We start from the raw sequence: 16,580 nt of genomic DNA, 5'->3' as shown, positions 1-16,580 counted from the left end.
CGCTGGTTCGCCGAACTGACCACCAAGAAGCTACGCCGCGGCACCCACACTTCGGTACGCCAACTCAACACCGACATTCGCGCCTGGATCGACACCTGGAACGACAACCCCCGCCCTTACGTGTGGACCAAAACCGCCGACCAAATCCTCGAATCAGTCGCCAACTACTGCAAACGAATTAACGACTCACGACACTAGGGGATCGCGATCACTGCGCGCGCGGGTGGGCGCCCGCCCACACCTCGCGCAGCGCGTGCACGGTGACCATCGTGTAGATCTGCGTCGTCGTCACCGAGGCGTGGCCCAGCAGCTCCTGCACCACCCGCACGTCGGCGCCGCCCTCGAGCAGGTGGGTCGCGAACGAATGTCGCAGCATGTGCGGCGAGACGCCCGACGTGATGCCGGCGCGCTCGGCCGCATCCTGCAGCACCTGCCACGCGCTTTGCCGCGACAGCCGCCCGCCGCGCACGTTGAGGAAGATGGCCGGCGTCCCGCGGCCGCGGCGGGCCAGGTCCGGGCGGCCGCGCACCAGATAGGCGTCCAGGGCCTGCACGGCGGGCCGCCCGATCGGCACCAGCCGCTGCTTGCCGCCCTTGCCCCGCAGCAGGACGGACCGGGCCCGGGTGTCGATGTCGTCGACGTCGAGGCCGACGGCCTCGGAGATCCGCGCCCCGGTGGAGTACAAGAGTTCCAGCAGCGCCCGGTTGCGCAGCGTGAGCGGGCCGTCGGAGGAGCTGTCGCCGCCGGCGGCCTCCAGCAGCGCCAGCACCTGGTCGATGGTCAGGCTCTTGGGGAGCCGGCGGCCCGGCGTCGGCGGGCGGACCGCGCGCGCCACGTCCAGCTCGGCGAGCCCCTCTGCGGCGGCGAACCGGTGCAGGCCGCGCACCGCGATCAGCGCCCGCGCCGCCGACACCGCGGACAGCGCCGCCGCCCCCGAATCGGGGTCACCGCGGCGCAACGCCACCAGGAACTCGCTGACGTCGTCCTCGCCCACCTTGGCCAGGTCGTGAATTCCGCGGTCCGACAAGTGCTTCGAGTAGCGGCGCAGGTCGCGGCGATAGGAACTGAGAGTGTTGGCCGCCACGCCCCGCTCGATCGTGAGGTGGTCGAGGTAGCCCTGCAGCTGGGTGTCCAGGGCCGCCGTCGTCATCGCGCGGCCTTTCGCGCCGCGAACGCCGTCGGCTTGTCGGGCCAGGGGCTGTCCACGGGGCGGGTCGGCATGAATTTGGTGGTGACGACGTGGGCAGCCAGAATGCCCGCCACCGCAATGGCATTGACGATTTCGCCGCGGAGCACCATCTCGGTGGCCTCCTCGAGCGGATACCACCGCATCGTCATGTCGGCTTCCTCGTGATGCGCCTCCGGGCGCGCCACCTCGGTCAGCCCGGTGGCCAGGTACACCCGCACCGATTCGTCGCTGAAGCCCGGAGTGGAATCGAGGTCGACGAGCACCCGCCAGGTGTCGGCCTTCAACCCCGCCTCCTCCTGCAGCTCGCGGGCCGCGGTCCGCTGCGGCGGCTCCCCCGCCACGTCGAGCAGCCCGGCCGGTAGCTCCCACAGCCGGCGGCCGAACGCGTGGCGGTATTGGTAGACCATGGCAATCTCGTTGTCGTCGTTCAACGCGACGACGGCGACGGCCCCGTAATGCTCGACGACCTCACGAACGGCGGTGGCACCACCGGGCATCCGGACCTGGTCCCGGCGCAGCGCGAAAATCTTGCCCGTGTACAGCGTTTCGGAGGACGCCGTCTCGAAATTGTGCTCAGCCACGGGTGGCGGGTTCGGGTAGCGACTGGCCGACGCCGTCCCGCTGCTGCTGATTGCCGTTGGAGCCGTGCTCGGGGATCTCCACCGGCAGCAGCTCGCCCGACTGGTAGTCCAGGGCCGCCCCGACGAATGCGACGAACAGCGGGTGCGGCCGGGTGGGCCGGCTCTTGAGTTCGGGGTGCGCCTGGGTACCGACGACGAACGGGTGCACCTCGGGCGGGTATTCGACGAACTCCACCAGATGCCCGTCGGGCGAAGTCCCGGAGAACCGCAGCCCGCTCTCCGCGATCTTGTCGCGGTAGGCGTTGTTGACCTCGTAACGGTGCCGGTGCCGCTCCGACACCTGAGTCGCGCCGTACGCCTGCGCCACGATCGAATCCGGTTGCAGCACAGCGGGATACGCGCCCAGCCGCATCGTGCCACCGAGATCGGCCTGGCCGGTCACGGCGTCGACCTGGTCGGCCATCGTGGAGATGACGGGATCCGGTGTGTCAGGGTCGAATTCGGCCGAATTGGCCCCGGCCAGCCCCGCCGAGCGCGCGGCCTCGATCACGATGCACTGCAGCCCCAGGCACAAGCCGAGCACCGGTAGCCCGCGCGACCGGGCGTACCGAATGGCGCCGATCTTGCCCTCGATGCCGCGGATGCCGAATCCGCCCGGGATCAGGATGCCGTGCACATCCCCCAGCGCCGCTGCGGCGCCCGCCGCGGTCTCACACCCGTCGGAGGCCACCCACTGCATCTCCACCTTGGCGTGGTGCTTGAAACCGCCGGCGCGCAGCGCCTCGGTGACCGACAGGTAGGCGTCGGAAAGCTCAACATACTTGCCCACCAACGCGATTCGCACGGTCTCGTGCGGCTCGTGCACCCGGCGTAACAGATCGTTCCACTGGGTCCAGTCGACGTCACGGAACGGCAGGTTGAGCCGGCGCACCACGTACGCGTCGAGCTCCTCGCGATGCAACCGCTTCGGGATGTCGTAGATCGACGGCGCGTCGGGCGTGGAGATGACGCCGTCGATGTCGACGTCACACATCAACGCGATCTTGTTCTTCAGCGCCTCGGGCACGTCGCGGTCGCAGCGCAGGATCAGCGCGTCCGGGGTGATACCGATGCTGCGCAGCGCCGCCACCGAGTGCTGGGTGGGCTTGGTCTTGAGCTCGCCCGACGGCGCCAGGTAGGGCACCAGCGACACGTGCAGGAAGAAGACATTCTCCCGGCCCAGGTCGTGACGGACCTGGCGGGCCGCCTCCAGGAACGGCTGCGACTCGATATCGCCAACGGTGCCGCCGATTTCGGTGATGACGACGTCCGGGCGGTTGCCCTCGGCGTCCGGCTGGGCCATCGCCAGGATGCGGCTCTTGATCTCGTCGGTGATGTGTGGGATGACCTGGACGGTGTCGCCCAGGTACTCGCCGCGCCGTTCCTTGGCGATGACGGTCGAATACACTTGTCCTGTCGTGACATTCGCCGAGCCGGACAGGTCGCGATCCAGGAACCGCTCGTAGTGGCCGACGTCGAGATCGGTCTCGGCGCCGTCCTCGGTGACGAACACCTCGCCGTGCTGGAACGGGTTCATCGTGCCGGGATCCACGTTGAGGTACGGATCGAGCTTTTGCATCGTCACGTACAACCCGCGGGCCGTCAGTAACTGACCGAGGCTGCTGGCGGTAAGACCCTTACCCAACGAGGAAGCCACGCCCCCGCTGACGAAGAGGTGCTTGGTGGCGGATTGCGGATGCTTTCGCACAGGCGACCTCCGTGAAGACGGGCAGGGCGTCGAATTTTGCTAGCGAATAACTAGTTGGGCCTGCCGACCCACGGAAACCCACCCTAACATCCGCGACCGACGTGTCGCGGCGAACACGCCCGCTACTGGGGCACAGTGATCGACGTGGCGCCGTGACCGGTGCCGTACTGGCCGGGGTGACCACCGCCCAGCAGGTCGTGCAGGCCCAGCACGGCGGTGATCCGGCCGGGCGCGGTGTCGACGTCGTCGACGGTGCTGACCGCCGAGTTCATCCCGGCGTCGGCGCGCGTCACGGCGACGGCGGCGCCCCCGGTCGCCGAGCCGTCCCGGCCCGCGAGCAGGGTGCCCGAACCGTGCGGCGCCATCGCGGCGGCGAACCGGGCGACGCTGACGCCGCGGTTGCCGGCGTCCTGGGGCAGCGCGCCGCCGGTGACGATCAGGGCGGCATTCGCCGCGCCCATGTGGTCGCTGGGCTGATACGTGATGAAACCCGTTTCGCGCAGCGCCGCCAGCACCGTGTCCCGCTGGGCCTCGTCGACGGGGGCGACCGCGGGATTGGTGTTGATCAGCAGGGCGATGCCCATCAGGTCGCCGGCCTGCGAGCCCTGGTCGACGAGCTTGGTGCTCAACTGCTGACCGGCCGGCAGGATCGACGAGTTCACCACTGTCTGCAGTTTCTCCGCCGAATTGGCCTCGACGAACTCGCTCGTCAACGACACGGTTCCGGTGACGGCGCCGCCGGCCTGGCCGATGATCTTCGATACCGAGGCGACGTCGTCGTCTTTGGCGTCCGGGGTGCGAAAGATCACGACCGATTTGCCGGTGAGCGCGTCGTGCACCATCCGGCCGCCCAGCTGGGTGTCGAAGTTGTTTGCCGCGCTGAGCTTTTCGTTCAGCACGTTCTTCTGGTCGTTGAGTCCGTCGATCTGGGTGTGCAGATCCCGCTTCTCGTCACGCAGGCTGGACAGCAGGGTGTCGGACAGGAAGCCGGAACCGAGCACGACTCCCACGGCCAATGCCAGGAAGACGGCAGCCAGCGATAACGCGTGTTGGCGAAGCGAGATCATGGCGGCGGCCCTAGCTCACCAGGTGCTGAACCCAGAGGGAGAAGTGGTTCCAGTAGTCGGTCACCCAGTGCAGCACCACGCCGTCGGTGCGCGACACCCACAGCGCGACGATGACCGCGATCAGCATCGTCAGGGCCAGCAGCGCGATGGCGCCCGCCGAGATGTGGTTGCGGTACAGGGTGGCCACGGCCTTGGCGTCCACCACCTTCTCCCCCACCCGAAGCCGGGTCAGGAAGGTCGAGGGGTTGCTGTGCGCGCGTGTGCGGTCGAAGAACGTCTCGATGTTGGCGGTGTGGCCGGCGGTCACCAGCAGCGCGGCGCCGTGGTGGTCGGCCAGCAGCAGGGCCAGGTCGATCGCCGAGCCCGCGGCCGGGAACGTCATCGCCCCGACGCCGAGATCCTGGATGCGCTCCAGGCCCGGCGCGTGGCCGTCGGCGTCGGCGGGCAGCACCACCTGGGCGCCGCACTTGAGGGCGTCGGTGCTGATCTGGTCGGGGTCGCCGACGATCACCTGGGGTCGGTAACCGGCCTTGCGCAACACATCCGCGCCGCTGCCCACGCCGAAGAGCACCGGCTGGTACTCCTTGATGAACGGCTTGAGGGACTTCAGGTCCTCCTCGGCGCCGGGCTCGTCGGCGACGATCACCACGTGCCGGCGGCGCAGGTCGACGTCGATGTCGGGGATCCCGATGCCGTCGATCAGCAGGGGGCTCTCGCTCTTGATGAACTCGATCGTGTTGCCGGCGAACGCCTCCAGGTGCGCCGACAGGCCGCTCTTGGCCTCCCGCATCAGGTCGGCAATGTCGTGGTCGGTGCGCTCGGTGCCGCGGACCAGCCGCCGGTCGCCCGAGTACACGCCACCCTCGTGCAGGCGGATCTTGGCGCCGTCCTTGACCTTCTTGAAGATGTCGGGTCCGGTCTCGTCGATCAGGGTGACCCCGTTGTTGACCAGCACCTCCGGCCCCATGTTCGGATAGCGGCCCGACACCGAGGGCGAGGCGTTGACGACCGCGGCGATGTCGGCCTCCACCAAGGCGTCGGCCGTGATGCGGTCCAGGTCCAGGACGTCGAGCACCACGATGTCGCCGGGGCACACCCTGCGCAGCAATCGGTCGATGTTTCGGTCCACCCGGGCGGTGCCGACGAGGCCGGGTCGGGCGGTGTTACGGGTAAGCAGGCCTGACATCTTCATGGGGGCGATTCTGGCGGTGATGCGCGACGGAGGCGTGGAGGCGCGCCGTAACATCAGCCTCAGAAGTTGACTAGTGTCCCATTAGTAACAGGCCGATGCCGAAACGGTCTCGAACGTCAGATCTCGTCCTTCTGGGCCGCGTCGAGCAGTTCGCGGGCGTGCGCGCGGCCGCTGTCGGACTCGCCGAGCCCAGCCAGCATCCGCGCCAGTTCGGCGACCCGTTCGTCGCCGGTGACCCGCCGCACCACGCTGGTCCCCTTCGGGCCGGCGCTGTGCACCACCAGGTGCACGTCGGCGTACGCGGCGACCTGGGGCAGGTGGGTGACCACGATGACCTGATGGGTGCGGGCCAGCCGCGCCAACCGTCGCCCGATCTGCACCGCGGCCCGCCCGCCGACCCCGGCGTCGACCTCGTCGAACACCATGGTGGTGCCCGCGGCCGAGGCGGCCAGCACCACCTCCAGCGCCAGCATCACCCGGGACAGCTCGCCACCGGAGGCGCTCTTGGCAAGCGGAAGCTGGTCCATCCCGCGGTGCGCCGCGAAACCGAACTCGACCTGATCGACGCCGTCGGCACCGGCGCGGGCCGGCTCGCCCGACGGCAGCACCAGCGCGGCGGGGTCGTCCTTGTCGGCGGCGACGTCGTTGCTGACGTCGATGCTGAACTGGGCGTCGGCCATCGCCAGGCCGGACAGCTCGGCGGTGACCTCCTTGGCGAGCCGCTTGGCGGCCTTACGCCGAATGCCGCTGAGATCGATTGCCGCGTCGGCTAATTCGCGGGCCAGCTCGTCGACCCGGGAAGCCAGCGCCTGCAGGCCCTCCTCGGAGACGTCGAGCTGGGCCAGGCGCTGTCGCGACTCCTGGGCCCACTGCAGCACCCCGTCGACGTCCGCGGCGTATTTGCGAGTCAGCGTGCGCAGTTCGGCCTGCCGGGCCAGCTTGGCCTCCAGCGCGCTGGCGTCGACCGGCAGCTCGTCCAGATAGGCGCTGAGTTCGCCGGCCGCATCGGCGACGACGGTGAGCGCCTCACCGATCTGCCCGGCCAGCGACCGCAGCTTGGCGTCGTCGGTCGAATCGAGGGCGGCCCGGGCGCGGCCCAGGCAGTCCGCGGCGCTGTGCCCGGACGCGTCGGTGTCGTCGGGGGCGCCGTTGAGCGCGGTGTGCGCGTTGACCGCGGCCTCGCGCAGGGTGTCCAGCTCGGAGAGCCGGACGATGTCGGCGACCAGGGCGTCGTCCTCGCCGGGTTGCGGGTCGACGGTGTCAATCTCGTTGAGCGCGAACGTCAGTCGGTCGGACTCCAGTGCGAGCTCGCGCATCCGGTTGCGGCGGTCGATGAGGTCGTGCCGCGCGGTGAGCCAGGCGTCGCGCAGTTTGCGGTAGCGCTCGAGCGCGGGTGCCGCCTTGGCGAAGCGGTCCAGCGCGCCGCGTTGCTCCTCGGGCCGCATCAGCCGCAACTGGTCGTTCTGCCCATGCAGCGTGAGCAGCTCCGCGGTGAAATCGCCCAGCGACTTGGCGGGCACGCTTCGACCGCCGAGATACGCCCGCGACGGCCCGTCGCGGCTGACCGAGCGCAGCGCGATCACGCTGCCGTCCTCGTCGCGTTCGGCGCCCGACGCGTCCAGCATCTCGTCCAGCAGCGCGACCGCGGCATCCTCGAGATCCGTTGTGGTGAAACGGCCCTCGACGATCGCACGATCGGCGCCGGACCGCACCCGGGTGGCGTCGGCGCGGGCCCCGCCCAACAGATGCAGCCCGGTCACGACCATGGTCTTGCCGGCGCCGGTCTCCCCGGTCAGCACGGTGAGGCCGCGGTCGAACTCACCGACCGCCGCGCTGATGGCACCCAGCGACTCGATGCGGATTTCGGTCAGCATCTACTTCCCACGCCACCCCGTGACCGGCAATCGGAATTTGCGCACCAACCGGTCGGTGAACGGCGCGCTGTCCAGCCGCGCCCATTTCACCGGTGTGTCGCAACGTCGTACCTCGATCCGGCTGCCGGCCGGGATCAGGATTTCGCGGCGGCCGTCGCAGAACACCAGGGCGTCGTGACCCTCCGCCTCGATCTCGATGGCGATGGTGGCGTCCGGGCTGGTGACCATCGGCCGGCCGAACAGCGCGTGAGCGTTGTTGGGCACCACCAGGATTGCCTCGAGGTCCGGCCACAACACCGGCCCGCCGGCGGAGAACGCGTAGGCGGTGGAGCCGGTGGGCGTCGACACCAGCACCCCGTCGCAGCCGAACGCCGACACCGGCCGCCCCTCGATCTCGACGACCACGCCGAGCACGCCCAGCCGCGGGCCCTTTTCCAGGCTGACCTCGTTGAGCGCCCACCCGTGCGCGATTTCGCGCCCGCCCGCGCGCACGAGCACGTCCAGCGTCAGGCGGTCCTCGACCCGGTAGTCCTTGGCGACAACGTGGTCCAAGACCCGGTCGATGGCCTCCGCCTCGGCCTCGGCCAGGAAGCCGATGCGGCCCAGGTTCACGCCCAGGACCGGGATCCCGGCGTTGCGCGCCAGTTCGGCCGCGCGCAGGAACGTGCCGTCCCCGCCGAGCACCAGCACCAGTTCGCAGCCCTCGGCGGCCTGCGGGTCCGCGTCGACCACCTCGATCTCGACGCCCATCGCCCGGATGTCGTCGGGTGCCACGTGCAGCGAGCCGCGATCGACCGCCTCCGCGGACAGCACGCGAAGCGCAATGTCGTTGGCGCCCAACACCTTTTGCACGCGGGCCGCCGTCTCGGTGGCTTCCTCGCGGCCGGTGTGCACCACCATCAGCACGGTGCGATGTTCGGTCCCCGACGTCACTGCGGGCCGTCTTTCACCGCGCGGTGCACCGCCGCCACCAACTCGTCATCCGCCATTCCCGTCTGGCCGCGAAGCCACAAGAAGTATTCGACGTTGCCCGACGGGCCGGGCAGCGGGCTGGCGGTGACGCCGACGGTATGCCAGCCCAGCTCGCCGGCCCGGCGCGCCACGGCCAGCACCGCATCGGCGCGCAGGCCGGGATCCTGCACGACGCCGCCGGCGCCGACTTGGCCCCGGCCCACCTCAAACTGCGGCTTCACCATGGGAACGATATCCGCAGTGGGCGAAGCACATCCAGCCAGCGCGGGCAACACGGTGGCGAGCGAAATGAACGACAGGTCGGCGACGATCAGGTCGACGGGGCCACCGATCGCCTCGGGCGACAGGTCGCGGGCGTTGGTCCGTTCGACCACCACAACCCGCGGGTCGCAGCGCAGCGACCATGCCAGCTGGCCGTAGCCGACATCGACGGCGACCACCTCGGCGGCCCCGCGGTCCAGCAGGACTTCGGTGAACCCGCCCGTCGACGCGCCGGCGTCCAGGCAGCGGCGCCCCGCCACCGCAATTCCGAAGGTGTCCAGGGCGCCGATCAGTTTGTGCGCGCCGCGGGACACCCAGCCCCGCTCCCCGTCGTCGGCGACGGTCAGGGCGGCGGTGACGGCGACGGCGGTGCCCGGCTTACGCGCCGGCAGCCCGTCGATGCTGACCCGCCCGGCGCCGATCAATTCCGCGGCCTGCTGACGCGATCGCGCGAGGCCGCGCCGAACCAGCTCGGCGTCGATGCGGGCGCGGCGAGACATGCGCGCACTCAGCCTTTCTCCGCCGACTCCAGCGCGGCCAGCAGCACGTCGTGCGCCTCGGAAAGGCGGCGCGCAATGTCTTCGAGCTCCGTCAGCGACGGCTCGTTGTCGGGGTTTTCCGGCGTCCCGGGCTCGGGCAGCCGGGCGAGCAGGGCGTCGATTTCGGCACGGATTTGTTCGGGATCGGTAGTCATTGCGCTCTTACGCTAGTCACCCATCAGTCGCCGCGCACCAACGACCAGCGCTGCAACGCCGCGCGGGCGTGGTCGTCGGCGGCCCGGATGTCGACCGGCCGGCCATCGGATCGCGCATCCCATACCGCGCGGGCAACCGCCCGCACGATCGAGAGCCCGTCGCCGTCGTCGGGCCCGGCGCCGCTGACGGTCACCGCCTCCTCGTCGACCTCGACGCGCCACCCCGCCTGCGGCCCGACGGCGAGCTGCTCGCTGTCGGAGTGCAGCGCGCGCAGGTCGTGGCCGATGTAGGTGGGCCGGCGCACCGGTTCGGCGTACACCGCGTCCCGCGCGGAGCTGACCCCGGTGAGCACCATCAGGCTGGGCAGCTTCGCCGCGTTGGCGCCCTCAATGTCGGTGTCGAGCCGGTCGCCCACCACCAGGGGCGCGCGGAAATCGCCCCGGGCGGCCGCGTCGGTCAGCAGCCCGGGCGACGGTTTGCCCGCGACCTTGGGCTCGGCGCCGGTGGCCGCGCGCAGCGCGGCGACGAGGGAGCCATTGCCGGGCAACAGGCCGCGCTCGGTGGGCAGGGTCGGATCGATGTTGGCGGCTACCCATAGCGCGCCGGCCCGGATGGCCAGGGCGGCCTCGGCGAGGTCCGGCCAGCCGACGGTCATCGACAGGCCCTGGACGACGGCCACCGGGTCGTCGTCGAACCGGCGCACCGGGCGCAGGCCGACGGCGGCGACCTCGTCGGCCAGGGCATCGGTGCCCACGATCAACACCGGCGACCCCGCCGGCAGCCGGTCGGCCAGCAACCGGGCCGCGCTCTGCGCGCTGGTGGCGACGTCGTCGGCGGTGGCGGTGAAGCCCAGCTCGGTCAGATGCGCCGCGACCTCGGCGGCGCTGCGCGATGCGTTGTTGGTGACGAAGAACGCGCGGCTTTGCACCTCGGCCAGCGCCTGGACCGCACCATCGGTGGGCCGACGGCCGCGGAACAGCGTTCCGTCCAGGTCGAGCAGCAGGCAATCATATTGACGTGCAACGCTTGTCATCTCAGCCCAGCTCGCTGACCCGGTCTTCGGCATCGGTGACGCCTTCGACGTCGGCGGCGGCCGAGCGCAAAAACCATTGCAGCGCTTCGTCATTGCGACCCAGCGCGAGCAACGTATCGGCATAGGCGTAGAACAACCGCGCCGCCGTCGAACCCTGGCGGTTGGGATCGAGCTGCGGCGTCGACAACACGGTCAGCGCCTGCTGCAGCTGCCCGAGGTCCGCGCGGGCGCCGGCGGCGACGATGCGCAGCTCGTCGGCGTCGTCACCCACCAGCTGGGCCGCCTCGGGGCCGCGCGCAAGTTCGATGGCCCGCTCCGGGCGGCCAAGTCCGCGTTCGCAATCCGCGATCAGCGCGAGCAGGTTGGACTTGCTGCCCATCCTGCGGGCGGCGCGCAACTCGGCCAGCGCCTGGGTCCAGTCGCCGCAGTGGTAGGCGGCGATGCCGACCGCCTCGCGAATCGCGGCGATCCGGCTGGACCGGGCCCGCGCCGCGCGGGCATGGCTCAGGGCGGCCTCGGGGTCCTCGTCGAGCAGCTCGCCGGCGGCGACCAGGTGGCGCGCCACCGCGTCCGCCGTGGCGCGGTCCAGCGTGCTCAGCTCGCCGCGGATCTCGGGTGCCAGCTGCCGGGCTTCCACGCCCGGCGGTATCGGCGGCCCGGGGTCCGGCGAGCGGAGGCCGTCGGGCTTCTGTGGCTGCGCGGGCCGCGCGCGGCCCGGCCCCGACCAGGCGCCGGATGTACGCGGGCGCCGTTCACCCCGCTGCCGCTGCCTGTCGTCGACCACGCAGCCGAGGATACGGGGGCGCCGCGGCCTAGTACGCCGTGAGCCGGTTCTGCAGCAGCGGCGCTATCACAGCCGGGCAGTAGTTCGCGACGGCGACGATGGTGAACAGGCCGGCCGACTCAGAGCCCAGCCCGCTGCGCTTCGACATCTCGGCGGCCACCGAGTCGAAGGACTGGCCGGGCATGACGAGCATCGGGCACACCGACTCGCCCAGCGCCAGGGCGCTGGCCGGGTGGGGATAGGTGATGCCGGCGTTGGACAGCGCCATCAGGAATGCATTCCCGCGCATGTCGGCGCGGACGGGCGCGGCCAGCGGCGCGGCCAGGCCCGCCACACAGGCGCCCACTCCCACGAGACGCAGCAGGGCCCACTCCACACGCCTCAGGGATGTCACCGTGACCACCCTGGCCAATCTGGGTCACAGGCGCAACACGGTGCGGTAAAGATTTGCGCGTCCAGGCGTTTTGCAGGTGCGTTTCCTAGACCTTTTCGATTCCCGCGACGGTGCGCTTGCCGCGGCGCAGCACCAGCCACCGGCCGTGCAGGAAGTCCGACGGCTGCGGCGCCCAGTCCTCGCTGTCGATGCGGGTGTTGTTGACCGACACCCCGCCCTCGCCGATGGTGCGGCGCGCGGCCTTGCGGCTCTCGGACAGGCCGCTGGCCACCAGCAGGTCGACGATCCCGTCCGGGCCGCCGGGCTTGAGCTCGGCGACCGGCGCTTCGCGCAGCGCCGCCGCCAGCGTCGCCTCGTCCAGTCGGTCCAGCTCGCCCTGCCCGAACAACGCCCGGCTGGCGTGCTCGACGGCCTCGGTGGCCGCCTCCCCGTGCACCAGTACGGTCAGTTCCCGGGCCAGCCGCCGCTGCGCGGCCCGCTGCTGCGGGCGCTCTCGGGTGGCGTTTTCCAATTCGGCCAGCTCGTCGGCCGATAGGAAGGTGAACCACCGCAGGTACCGGATCACGTCGGCATCGGCGGTGTTGAAGAAGTACTGGTACCAGGCGTACGGCGTGGTCATGGTGGGATCCAGCCACAGGCTGCCGCCGCCGGTGGACTTGCCGAACTTGGTGCCGTCGGCGGCGGTCACCAGCGGGACGGTGAGCGCGTGCACCGTGGCGCCCAGCTTCTGGCGAACCAACCGGACCCCGGCGATGATGTTGCCCCACTGGTCGGAGCCGCCGATCTGCAGCGTGCAGCCGTACCGGCGGTGCAATTCGACGTAGTCGTTGGCCTGCAGCAGCATGTAGCTGAACTCGGTGTAGGAGATGCCGTCGCCCTCCAGCCGCCGCCGGACGGTGTCTCGATCCAGCATGACGTTGACCGAGAAGTGCTTGCCGAGGTCGCGCAGGAACTCGATGGCCGACAACGGGGCCGTCCAGTCCAGGTTGTTGACGACGACCGCGCCCGTCGGCGACCCGTCGAAATCGACGAAGCGCTCCAGCTGCCCACGGATGCGCTCGGTCCATTCGGCGACGGTGTCCGCCTCGTTGAGGGTGCGCTCCCCGACGTCGCGCGGGTCACCGATCATGCCCGTCGCGCCGCCGGCGAGGACGATCGGACGGTGGCCGGCGCGCTGAAACCGACGCAACGCCAGCAGCGGCACCAGGTGGCCCGCGTGCAGGCTGGGGGCCGTGGGGTCGAAGCCGGCGTACACCGTCAGCGGCCGAGCCTCGGCGGCCAGCGCGTCGAGGTCGGTGGATTGCGCGATCAGGCCGCGCCAACCCAGCTCGTCAAGGATCCCGGAAGACATCGCCAGCGACTTTAGTCGCTCCCCCGGCCACGATTCGCCCTTGTGCCGCCCGATAAGGCAAGCTCATGCGCGGCGCAGCGTCGCGCCATCGCCCTCGGCGATCAGTGCCCCGACAACGCGGAGCGTTATGGACAACCGATTCTGGCCGTTGGTCGTCGCGGTCGTGATGCTCGCCCTCGGGCTGACGCTGACGATCGACGACTTCAAACGGGCGGCCACGCTGCGCATGCCTTTGGTCGTTGCGCTGATCTGTCAATCGCTGCTGCTGCCGTCCCTGTGCCTGGTCATCGCCGAGGCGTTCCATCTCGAACCCCGGCTGGCGGTCGGGCTGATGCTGATGGCCGCCACCCCCGGCGGGACGATGTCGAGCATTCTCAGCCACGTGTTCAACGGCGACCTGGCGCTCAACCTGACGCTGACCGCGATCAACGCCGTGCTGTCCATCGTCGCGCTGCCCGCGATCCTGGCGGTGTCGATGACATGGTTCCTCGGCGGGGGGCGGTTCTTGCCCCTTCAGGTGGACAAGTTCTTCACGGTCTTCGGCCTGGTGCTCGTCCCCATCGCGATCGGGGTGGCCTTCCGGCACTGCTTCCCCGGGCTCGCCCGGCGCCTGCAGAAGCCCGCCCGGATATTGGCCCTCGCGCTGCTGGTTGTCGCCACGCTGGGCGCCATCGCCGGAGGACGGAAGACGCTGTGGCACAACATCGGCGCGCTGAGCGCGGCCGTCGTGACGTTCTGCGCCGTCAGCCTGACGGTTGGCTATCTGGCGCCGCGCCTGATGCGCCTGGCCCCTCGCCAGGCCGTGGCGGTCAGCCTGGAGGTCGGCATGCACAACGCCGTGGTGGCGATGAGCGTCGCGCTGAGCCCGCAGTTGTTGAACAGCGCCGATATGGCCACGCCGGCCGCGGTTTACGGCGTCGTCGCGCCCCTGTTGGCCGTGACGTTCATCTTCGTCGCGCGCCGGGTGGATCCCGCCTTCCGAGCGGTCGCGCCCGCGCGCACCTAGTCGCTGGTGCCGACCCGCTGCGCCCTCCTACGCGGCGCTTGCGATCGGCACTAGTCGCTGGTGCCGGGGGCCGGCGCCCGCGGACTGCGGCGGTAGGCCGAGACCTCGGGTCGGCCGGCGAGCCATAACCGCCAGGGCCGGTCGGCGGCCTGGCTGACGCCGACGCGCGGACCGGACACGGCGGTCAGCGGCTCGTTGAGTTCCAGGGTCACCGGGCCGGCGGGGTCGAAGAGGTCGATCCCGTTGTCGTCCATGGTGATTCCCAGGGCCGAACACAGGTTGCCCGGGCCCCGGGCGAGGGCCGCCGCGCGGACCAGCTCGCCGCGTCGGGCGCGCGCGACGTCGGCGCCATCCTCGAGGGCGGCCGCCCGCAGCAAGACGGCCGCGGCGGTCCCGTCCGGACCGCACGAGACGTTGGCGCAGACGTGGATCCCGTGGCTGCGATAGGTGTAAAGCCGTCCGGGCGGCCCGAACATCACCGCGTTGCGCCCACTGATCCCGCGATAGGAGTGGGCCGCCGCGTCCGGCCACGGGCCGTCCGGCACGCCGCCATACGCCTCGACCTCGACGATGATGGCCCTGACGTCGCGGCCGGTGAGGGTCGCACCGAGGAGCCGATGCGCGGCCGCGACGGGGTCGACTAACAGCTGGCTTGCGGCCACCCACCGAACCTACCGGCGGCGCTGCCATGGCAATATCCCGGTGTCTTGGGACCTGTGAAGGAGCGCACGTCATGCATCCGATCGACCCCGCCGCCACCGCGTGGCTACTGGCCAGCACGGCACTTGTCCTGCTGATGACCCCCGGCCTGGCGCTCTTCTACGGCGGGATGGTCCGCACCACCGGGGTGCTCAACATGATCATGATGAGCTTCATCTCCATCCCGCTCGTCACGGTGGCGTGGCTGCTGGTCGGCTACACGATCGCGTTCTCCGAGGACGGTGCCAGCGGGTTCCTGGGCAACCTGCGTCACCTCGGGATGCTGGGCATCACCCCGGACACCACCCACGGGACGGTTCCCGAACTGCTGTTTGCCACCTTCGAGGTGACGTTCGCGATCATCACGGCCGCCCTGGTCAGCGGCGCGATCGCCGACCGCGCCAAATTCGCCGCCTGGGTGGTGTTCGTGCCGGTCTGGGCTGTTGTCGTGTATTCGGTTGTCGCGCATTGGGTTTGGGGGCCGGGAGGCTGGCTGGCCAAGCTGGGTGTGCTCGACTACGCGGGCGGCCTGGTCGTCGAGATCGTCTCCGGTTCCTCCGCGCTGGCCCTGGCGCTGGTGCTCGGCCCGCGCATCGGGTTCAAGAAGGACGCCATGCGGCCGCACAATCTGCCGCTCGTGCTCCTGGGCGTCGGCCTGCTGTGGTTCGGCTGGTTCGGGTTCAACGCCGGTTCGGCCCTGGCCGCCAACGGAACCGCCGCGGCAATCTTCCTCAACACGCTCGTCGCCGGCTGCCTCGGCATGCTCGGCTGGCTGTCGGTCGAACAGATCCGCGACGGCAGGCCGACGACGTTCGGCGCGGCGTCGGGCGTGGTGGCCGGGCTGGTCGCCATCACGCCGTCCTGCGGAACCGTCAACACGCTGGGCGCGGCGGTCGTCGGGTTGGCGGCCGGGGTCGTGTGCTCGTTCGCGGTCAGCGCGAAATTCCGCTTCAACTATGACGATTCGCTCGACGTAGTGGGTGTGCACTTCGTCGGCGGCGTTGTCGGGGTGTCGCTGATCGGGTTGCTCGCGACGGCGGTCATGACGACCGGCCCGCGGGGCCTGTTCTACGGGGGCGACTTCACCCAGCTGGGCAAGCAGCTGCTCGCGATCGTCGTGGTCGCGCTGTACGCGTTCACGGTGTCGTTCCTGCTCGCGAAGGTGATCGACCGGGTGATGGGCTTCCGCCTGAGCGCGGAGGACGAGACGACCGGTGTCGACCTCACCCAGCACGCCGAGACCGCCTACGCCGAGGGTGTGCACGGGCACCTGCCGCTGCGCCGCCCCGGATTGGACGAGCGCCCCAAACCTTGACAAGTCCTCGGCAGAGGACGATATTCATCACATGATGACTTCATCACGTGATGAATTAATCACGGCCCCGGCCGTGCGCATCGAACACCTGCGGGTGGTCCGCGGGAAACGCCCCGCCCTGCACGACTTCTCGGTGCAGATCGGGCGGGGCAGCATCACCGGCCTGCTCGGCCCCTCCGGGTGCGGCAAGACCACCCTGATGCGCTGCATCGTCGGCACTCAGATCGTCACCTCGGGGACCGTCGAGGTGCTCGGCCACCCGGCCGGGTCGGCATCGCTGCGCCGCCGGGTCGGCTACCTTCCTCAGGACCCGACGATCTACAACGACCTGCGGGTCGTCGACAACGTCCGCTACTTCGCCACGCTGTACGGTTTCGAGCACCACGCCGCCGACGCCGCTATCGAGCGGGTCGGGCTGGC

The 16,580-nt window shown here is 70.3% G+C and carries 17 protein-coding genes and 1 pseudogene; 4 read left to right on the top strand and 14 right to left on the bottom strand.

What is annotated here, in order from left to right; genetic code table 11:
• Positions 1-198: pseudogene (locus tag A5695_RS11030) on the top strand (IS630 family transposase); the annotation flags it as partial.
• A gap of 10 nt (positions 199-208) precedes the next feature.
• Here the strand turns inward: A5695_RS11030 and xerD are convergent.
• The 13 genes from xerD to tyrS all read right to left on the bottom strand — a co-directional run bounded on the left by xerD (position 209) and on the right by tyrS (position 13,140).
• Entirely contained in the window at positions 209-1,150 is a 942-nt protein-coding gene (gene xerD / locus A5695_RS11025) for a site-specific tyrosine recombinase XerD (protein ID WP_068081060.1), read from the bottom strand.
• Positions 1,147-1,770, bottom strand: coding sequence for an NUDIX hydrolase (locus tag A5695_RS11020; protein ID WP_068081053.1), 624 nt, complete (start codon positions 1,768-1,770; stop codon positions 1,147-1,149). The genes xerD and A5695_RS11020 overlap by 4 nt, the downstream gene beginning before the upstream one ends.
• Positions 1,763-3,517 (bottom strand): CTP synthase, encoded by a 1,755-nt coding sequence (locus A5695_RS11015; RefSeq protein ID WP_068081051.1) that lies wholly within the window; start codon positions 3,515-3,517, stop codon positions 1,763-1,765. Before A5695_RS11015 ends, A5695_RS11020 begins: the two co-directional genes overlap by 8 nt.
• Positions 3,518-3,639: 122 nt before the next feature.
• Positions 3,640-4,584: a copper transporter gene (locus A5695_RS11010; RefSeq protein ID WP_068081049.1), complete on the bottom strand. Its 945-nt coding sequence runs from the start codon at positions 4,582-4,584 to the stop codon at positions 3,640-3,642.
• Between the two features lie 10 nt (positions 4,585-4,594).
• Positions 4,595-5,776, bottom strand: a complete 1,182-nt coding sequence (steA, locus tag A5695_RS11005; protein ID WP_068081046.1) for a putative cytokinetic ring protein SteA — start codon at positions 5,774-5,776, stop codon at positions 4,595-4,597.
• 116 nt (positions 5,777-5,892) lie between these two features.
• A complete protein-coding gene (gene recN / locus A5695_RS11000) occupies positions 5,893-7,650 on the bottom strand; it encodes a DNA repair protein RecN (protein ID WP_068081043.1) in 1,758 nt (585 codons plus the stop codon).
• The gene (locus tag A5695_RS10995) at positions 7,651-8,583 is read right to left on the bottom strand and encodes an NAD kinase (protein WP_082946010.1); all 933 of its coding nucleotides are present in this window, start codon (positions 8,581-8,583) and stop codon (positions 7,651-7,653) included.
• Entirely contained in the window at positions 8,580-9,383 is an 804-nt protein-coding gene (locus A5695_RS10990) for a TlyA family RNA methyltransferase (protein WP_068081040.1), read from the bottom strand. The genes A5695_RS10995 and A5695_RS10990 overlap by 4 nt, the downstream gene beginning before the upstream one ends.
• A gap of 8 nt (positions 9,384-9,391) precedes the next feature.
• Entirely contained in the window at positions 9,392-9,577 is a 186-nt protein-coding gene (locus A5695_RS10985; RefSeq protein ID WP_068081037.1) for a hypothetical protein, read from the bottom strand.
• A gap of 23 nt (positions 9,578-9,600) precedes the next feature.
• Positions 9,601-10,611, bottom strand: coding sequence for an HAD-IIA family hydrolase (locus tag A5695_RS10980; RefSeq protein WP_068081034.1), 1,011 nt, complete (start codon positions 10,609-10,611; stop codon positions 9,601-9,603).
• Between the two features lies 1 nt (position 10,612).
• Entirely contained in the window at positions 10,613-11,395 is a 783-nt protein-coding gene (locus tag A5695_RS10975; protein ID WP_082946009.1) for a hypothetical protein, read from the bottom strand.
• Positions 11,396-11,423: 28 nt separating this feature from the next.
• A complete protein-coding gene (locus A5695_RS10970; protein ID WP_068081030.1) occupies positions 11,424-11,798 on the bottom strand; it encodes a DUF732 domain-containing protein in 375 nt (124 codons plus the stop codon).
• Between the two features lie 76 nt (positions 11,799-11,874).
• A complete protein-coding gene (gene tyrS, locus A5695_RS10965; RefSeq protein WP_068081027.1) occupies positions 11,875-13,140 on the bottom strand; it encodes a tyrosine--tRNA ligase in 1,266 nt (421 codons plus the stop codon).
• Between the two features lie 127 nt (positions 13,141-13,267).
• Here tyrS and A5695_RS10960 point away from each other — a divergent pair, with 127 nt between their 5' ends.
• Positions 13,268-14,146: a bile acid:sodium symporter family protein gene (locus A5695_RS10960; RefSeq protein ID WP_068081019.1), complete on the top strand. Its 879-nt coding sequence runs from the start codon at positions 13,268-13,270 to the stop codon at positions 14,144-14,146.
• 50 nt (positions 14,147-14,196) lie between these two features.
• On the opposite strand, the gene A5695_RS10955 is transcribed toward A5695_RS10960, so the two are convergent.
• Entirely contained in the window at positions 14,197-14,808 is a 612-nt protein-coding gene (locus A5695_RS10955) for a DNA-3-methyladenine glycosylase (RefSeq protein WP_068081016.1), read from the bottom strand.
• 71 nt (positions 14,809-14,879) lie between these two features.
• Here A5695_RS10955 and A5695_RS10950 point away from each other — a divergent pair, with 71 nt between their 5' ends.
• Together A5695_RS10950 and A5695_RS10945 are read left to right on the top strand one after the other, a co-directional pair.
• Complete coding sequence (locus A5695_RS10950) at positions 14,880-16,160, top strand: ammonium transporter (protein WP_068081013.1); 1,281 nt, start codon at positions 14,880-14,882, stop codon at positions 16,158-16,160.
• A gap of 31 nt (positions 16,161-16,191) precedes the next feature.
• A partial coding sequence (locus A5695_RS10945; RefSeq protein ID WP_156749571.1) for an ATP-binding cassette domain-containing protein occupies positions 16,192-16,580 on the top strand: 389 nt, incomplete at its 3' end.

The sequence above is a fragment of the Mycobacterium sp. E1747 genome (assembly GCF_001667775.1).
Lineage (GTDB): Bacteria > Actinomycetota > Actinomycetes > Mycobacteriales > Mycobacteriaceae > Mycobacterium.
Note: the sequence above shows the minus strand (reverse complement) of the source record. Positions and strands in the feature narration are given on the sequence as shown.

Excerpts from the sequence above, each read along its gene's own strand:
- A5695_RS10950 (WP_068081013.1), top strand. The coding sequence starts at position 14,880 with ATGCATCCGATCGACCCCGCCGCCACCGCGTGGCTACTGGCCAGCACG.
- A5695_RS11010 (WP_068081049.1), bottom strand. The coding sequence starts at position 4,584 with ATGATCTCGCTTCGCCAACACGCGTTATCGCTGGCTGCCGTCTTCCTG.
- tyrS (WP_068081027.1), bottom strand. The coding sequence starts at position 13,140 with ATGTCTTCCGGGATCCTTGACGAGCTGGGTTGGCGCGGCCTGATCGCG.
- xerD (WP_068081060.1), bottom strand. The coding sequence starts at position 1,150 with ATGACGACGGCGGCCCTGGACACCCAGCTGCAGGGCTACCTCGACCAC.
- recN (WP_068081043.1), bottom strand. The coding sequence starts at position 7,650 with ATGCTGACCGAAATCCGCATCGAGTCGCTGGGTGCCATCAGCGCGGCG.
- A5695_RS10990 (WP_068081040.1), bottom strand. The coding sequence starts at position 9,383 with ATGTCTCGCCGCGCCCGCATCGACGCCGAGCTGGTTCGGCGCGGCCTC.
- A5695_RS10960 (WP_068081019.1), top strand. The coding sequence starts at position 13,268 with ATGGACAACCGATTCTGGCCGTTGGTCGTCGCGGTCGTGATGCTCGCC.
- A5695_RS10985 (WP_068081037.1), bottom strand. The coding sequence starts at position 9,577 with ATGACTACCGATCCCGAACAAATCCGTGCCGAAATCGACGCCCTGCTC.
- steA (WP_068081046.1), bottom strand. The coding sequence starts at position 5,776 with ATGAAGATGTCAGGCCTGCTTACCCGTAACACCGCCCGACCCGGCCTC.
- A5695_RS10980 (WP_068081034.1), bottom strand. The coding sequence starts at position 10,611 with ATGACAAGCGTTGCACGTCAATATGATTGCCTGCTGCTCGACCTGGAC.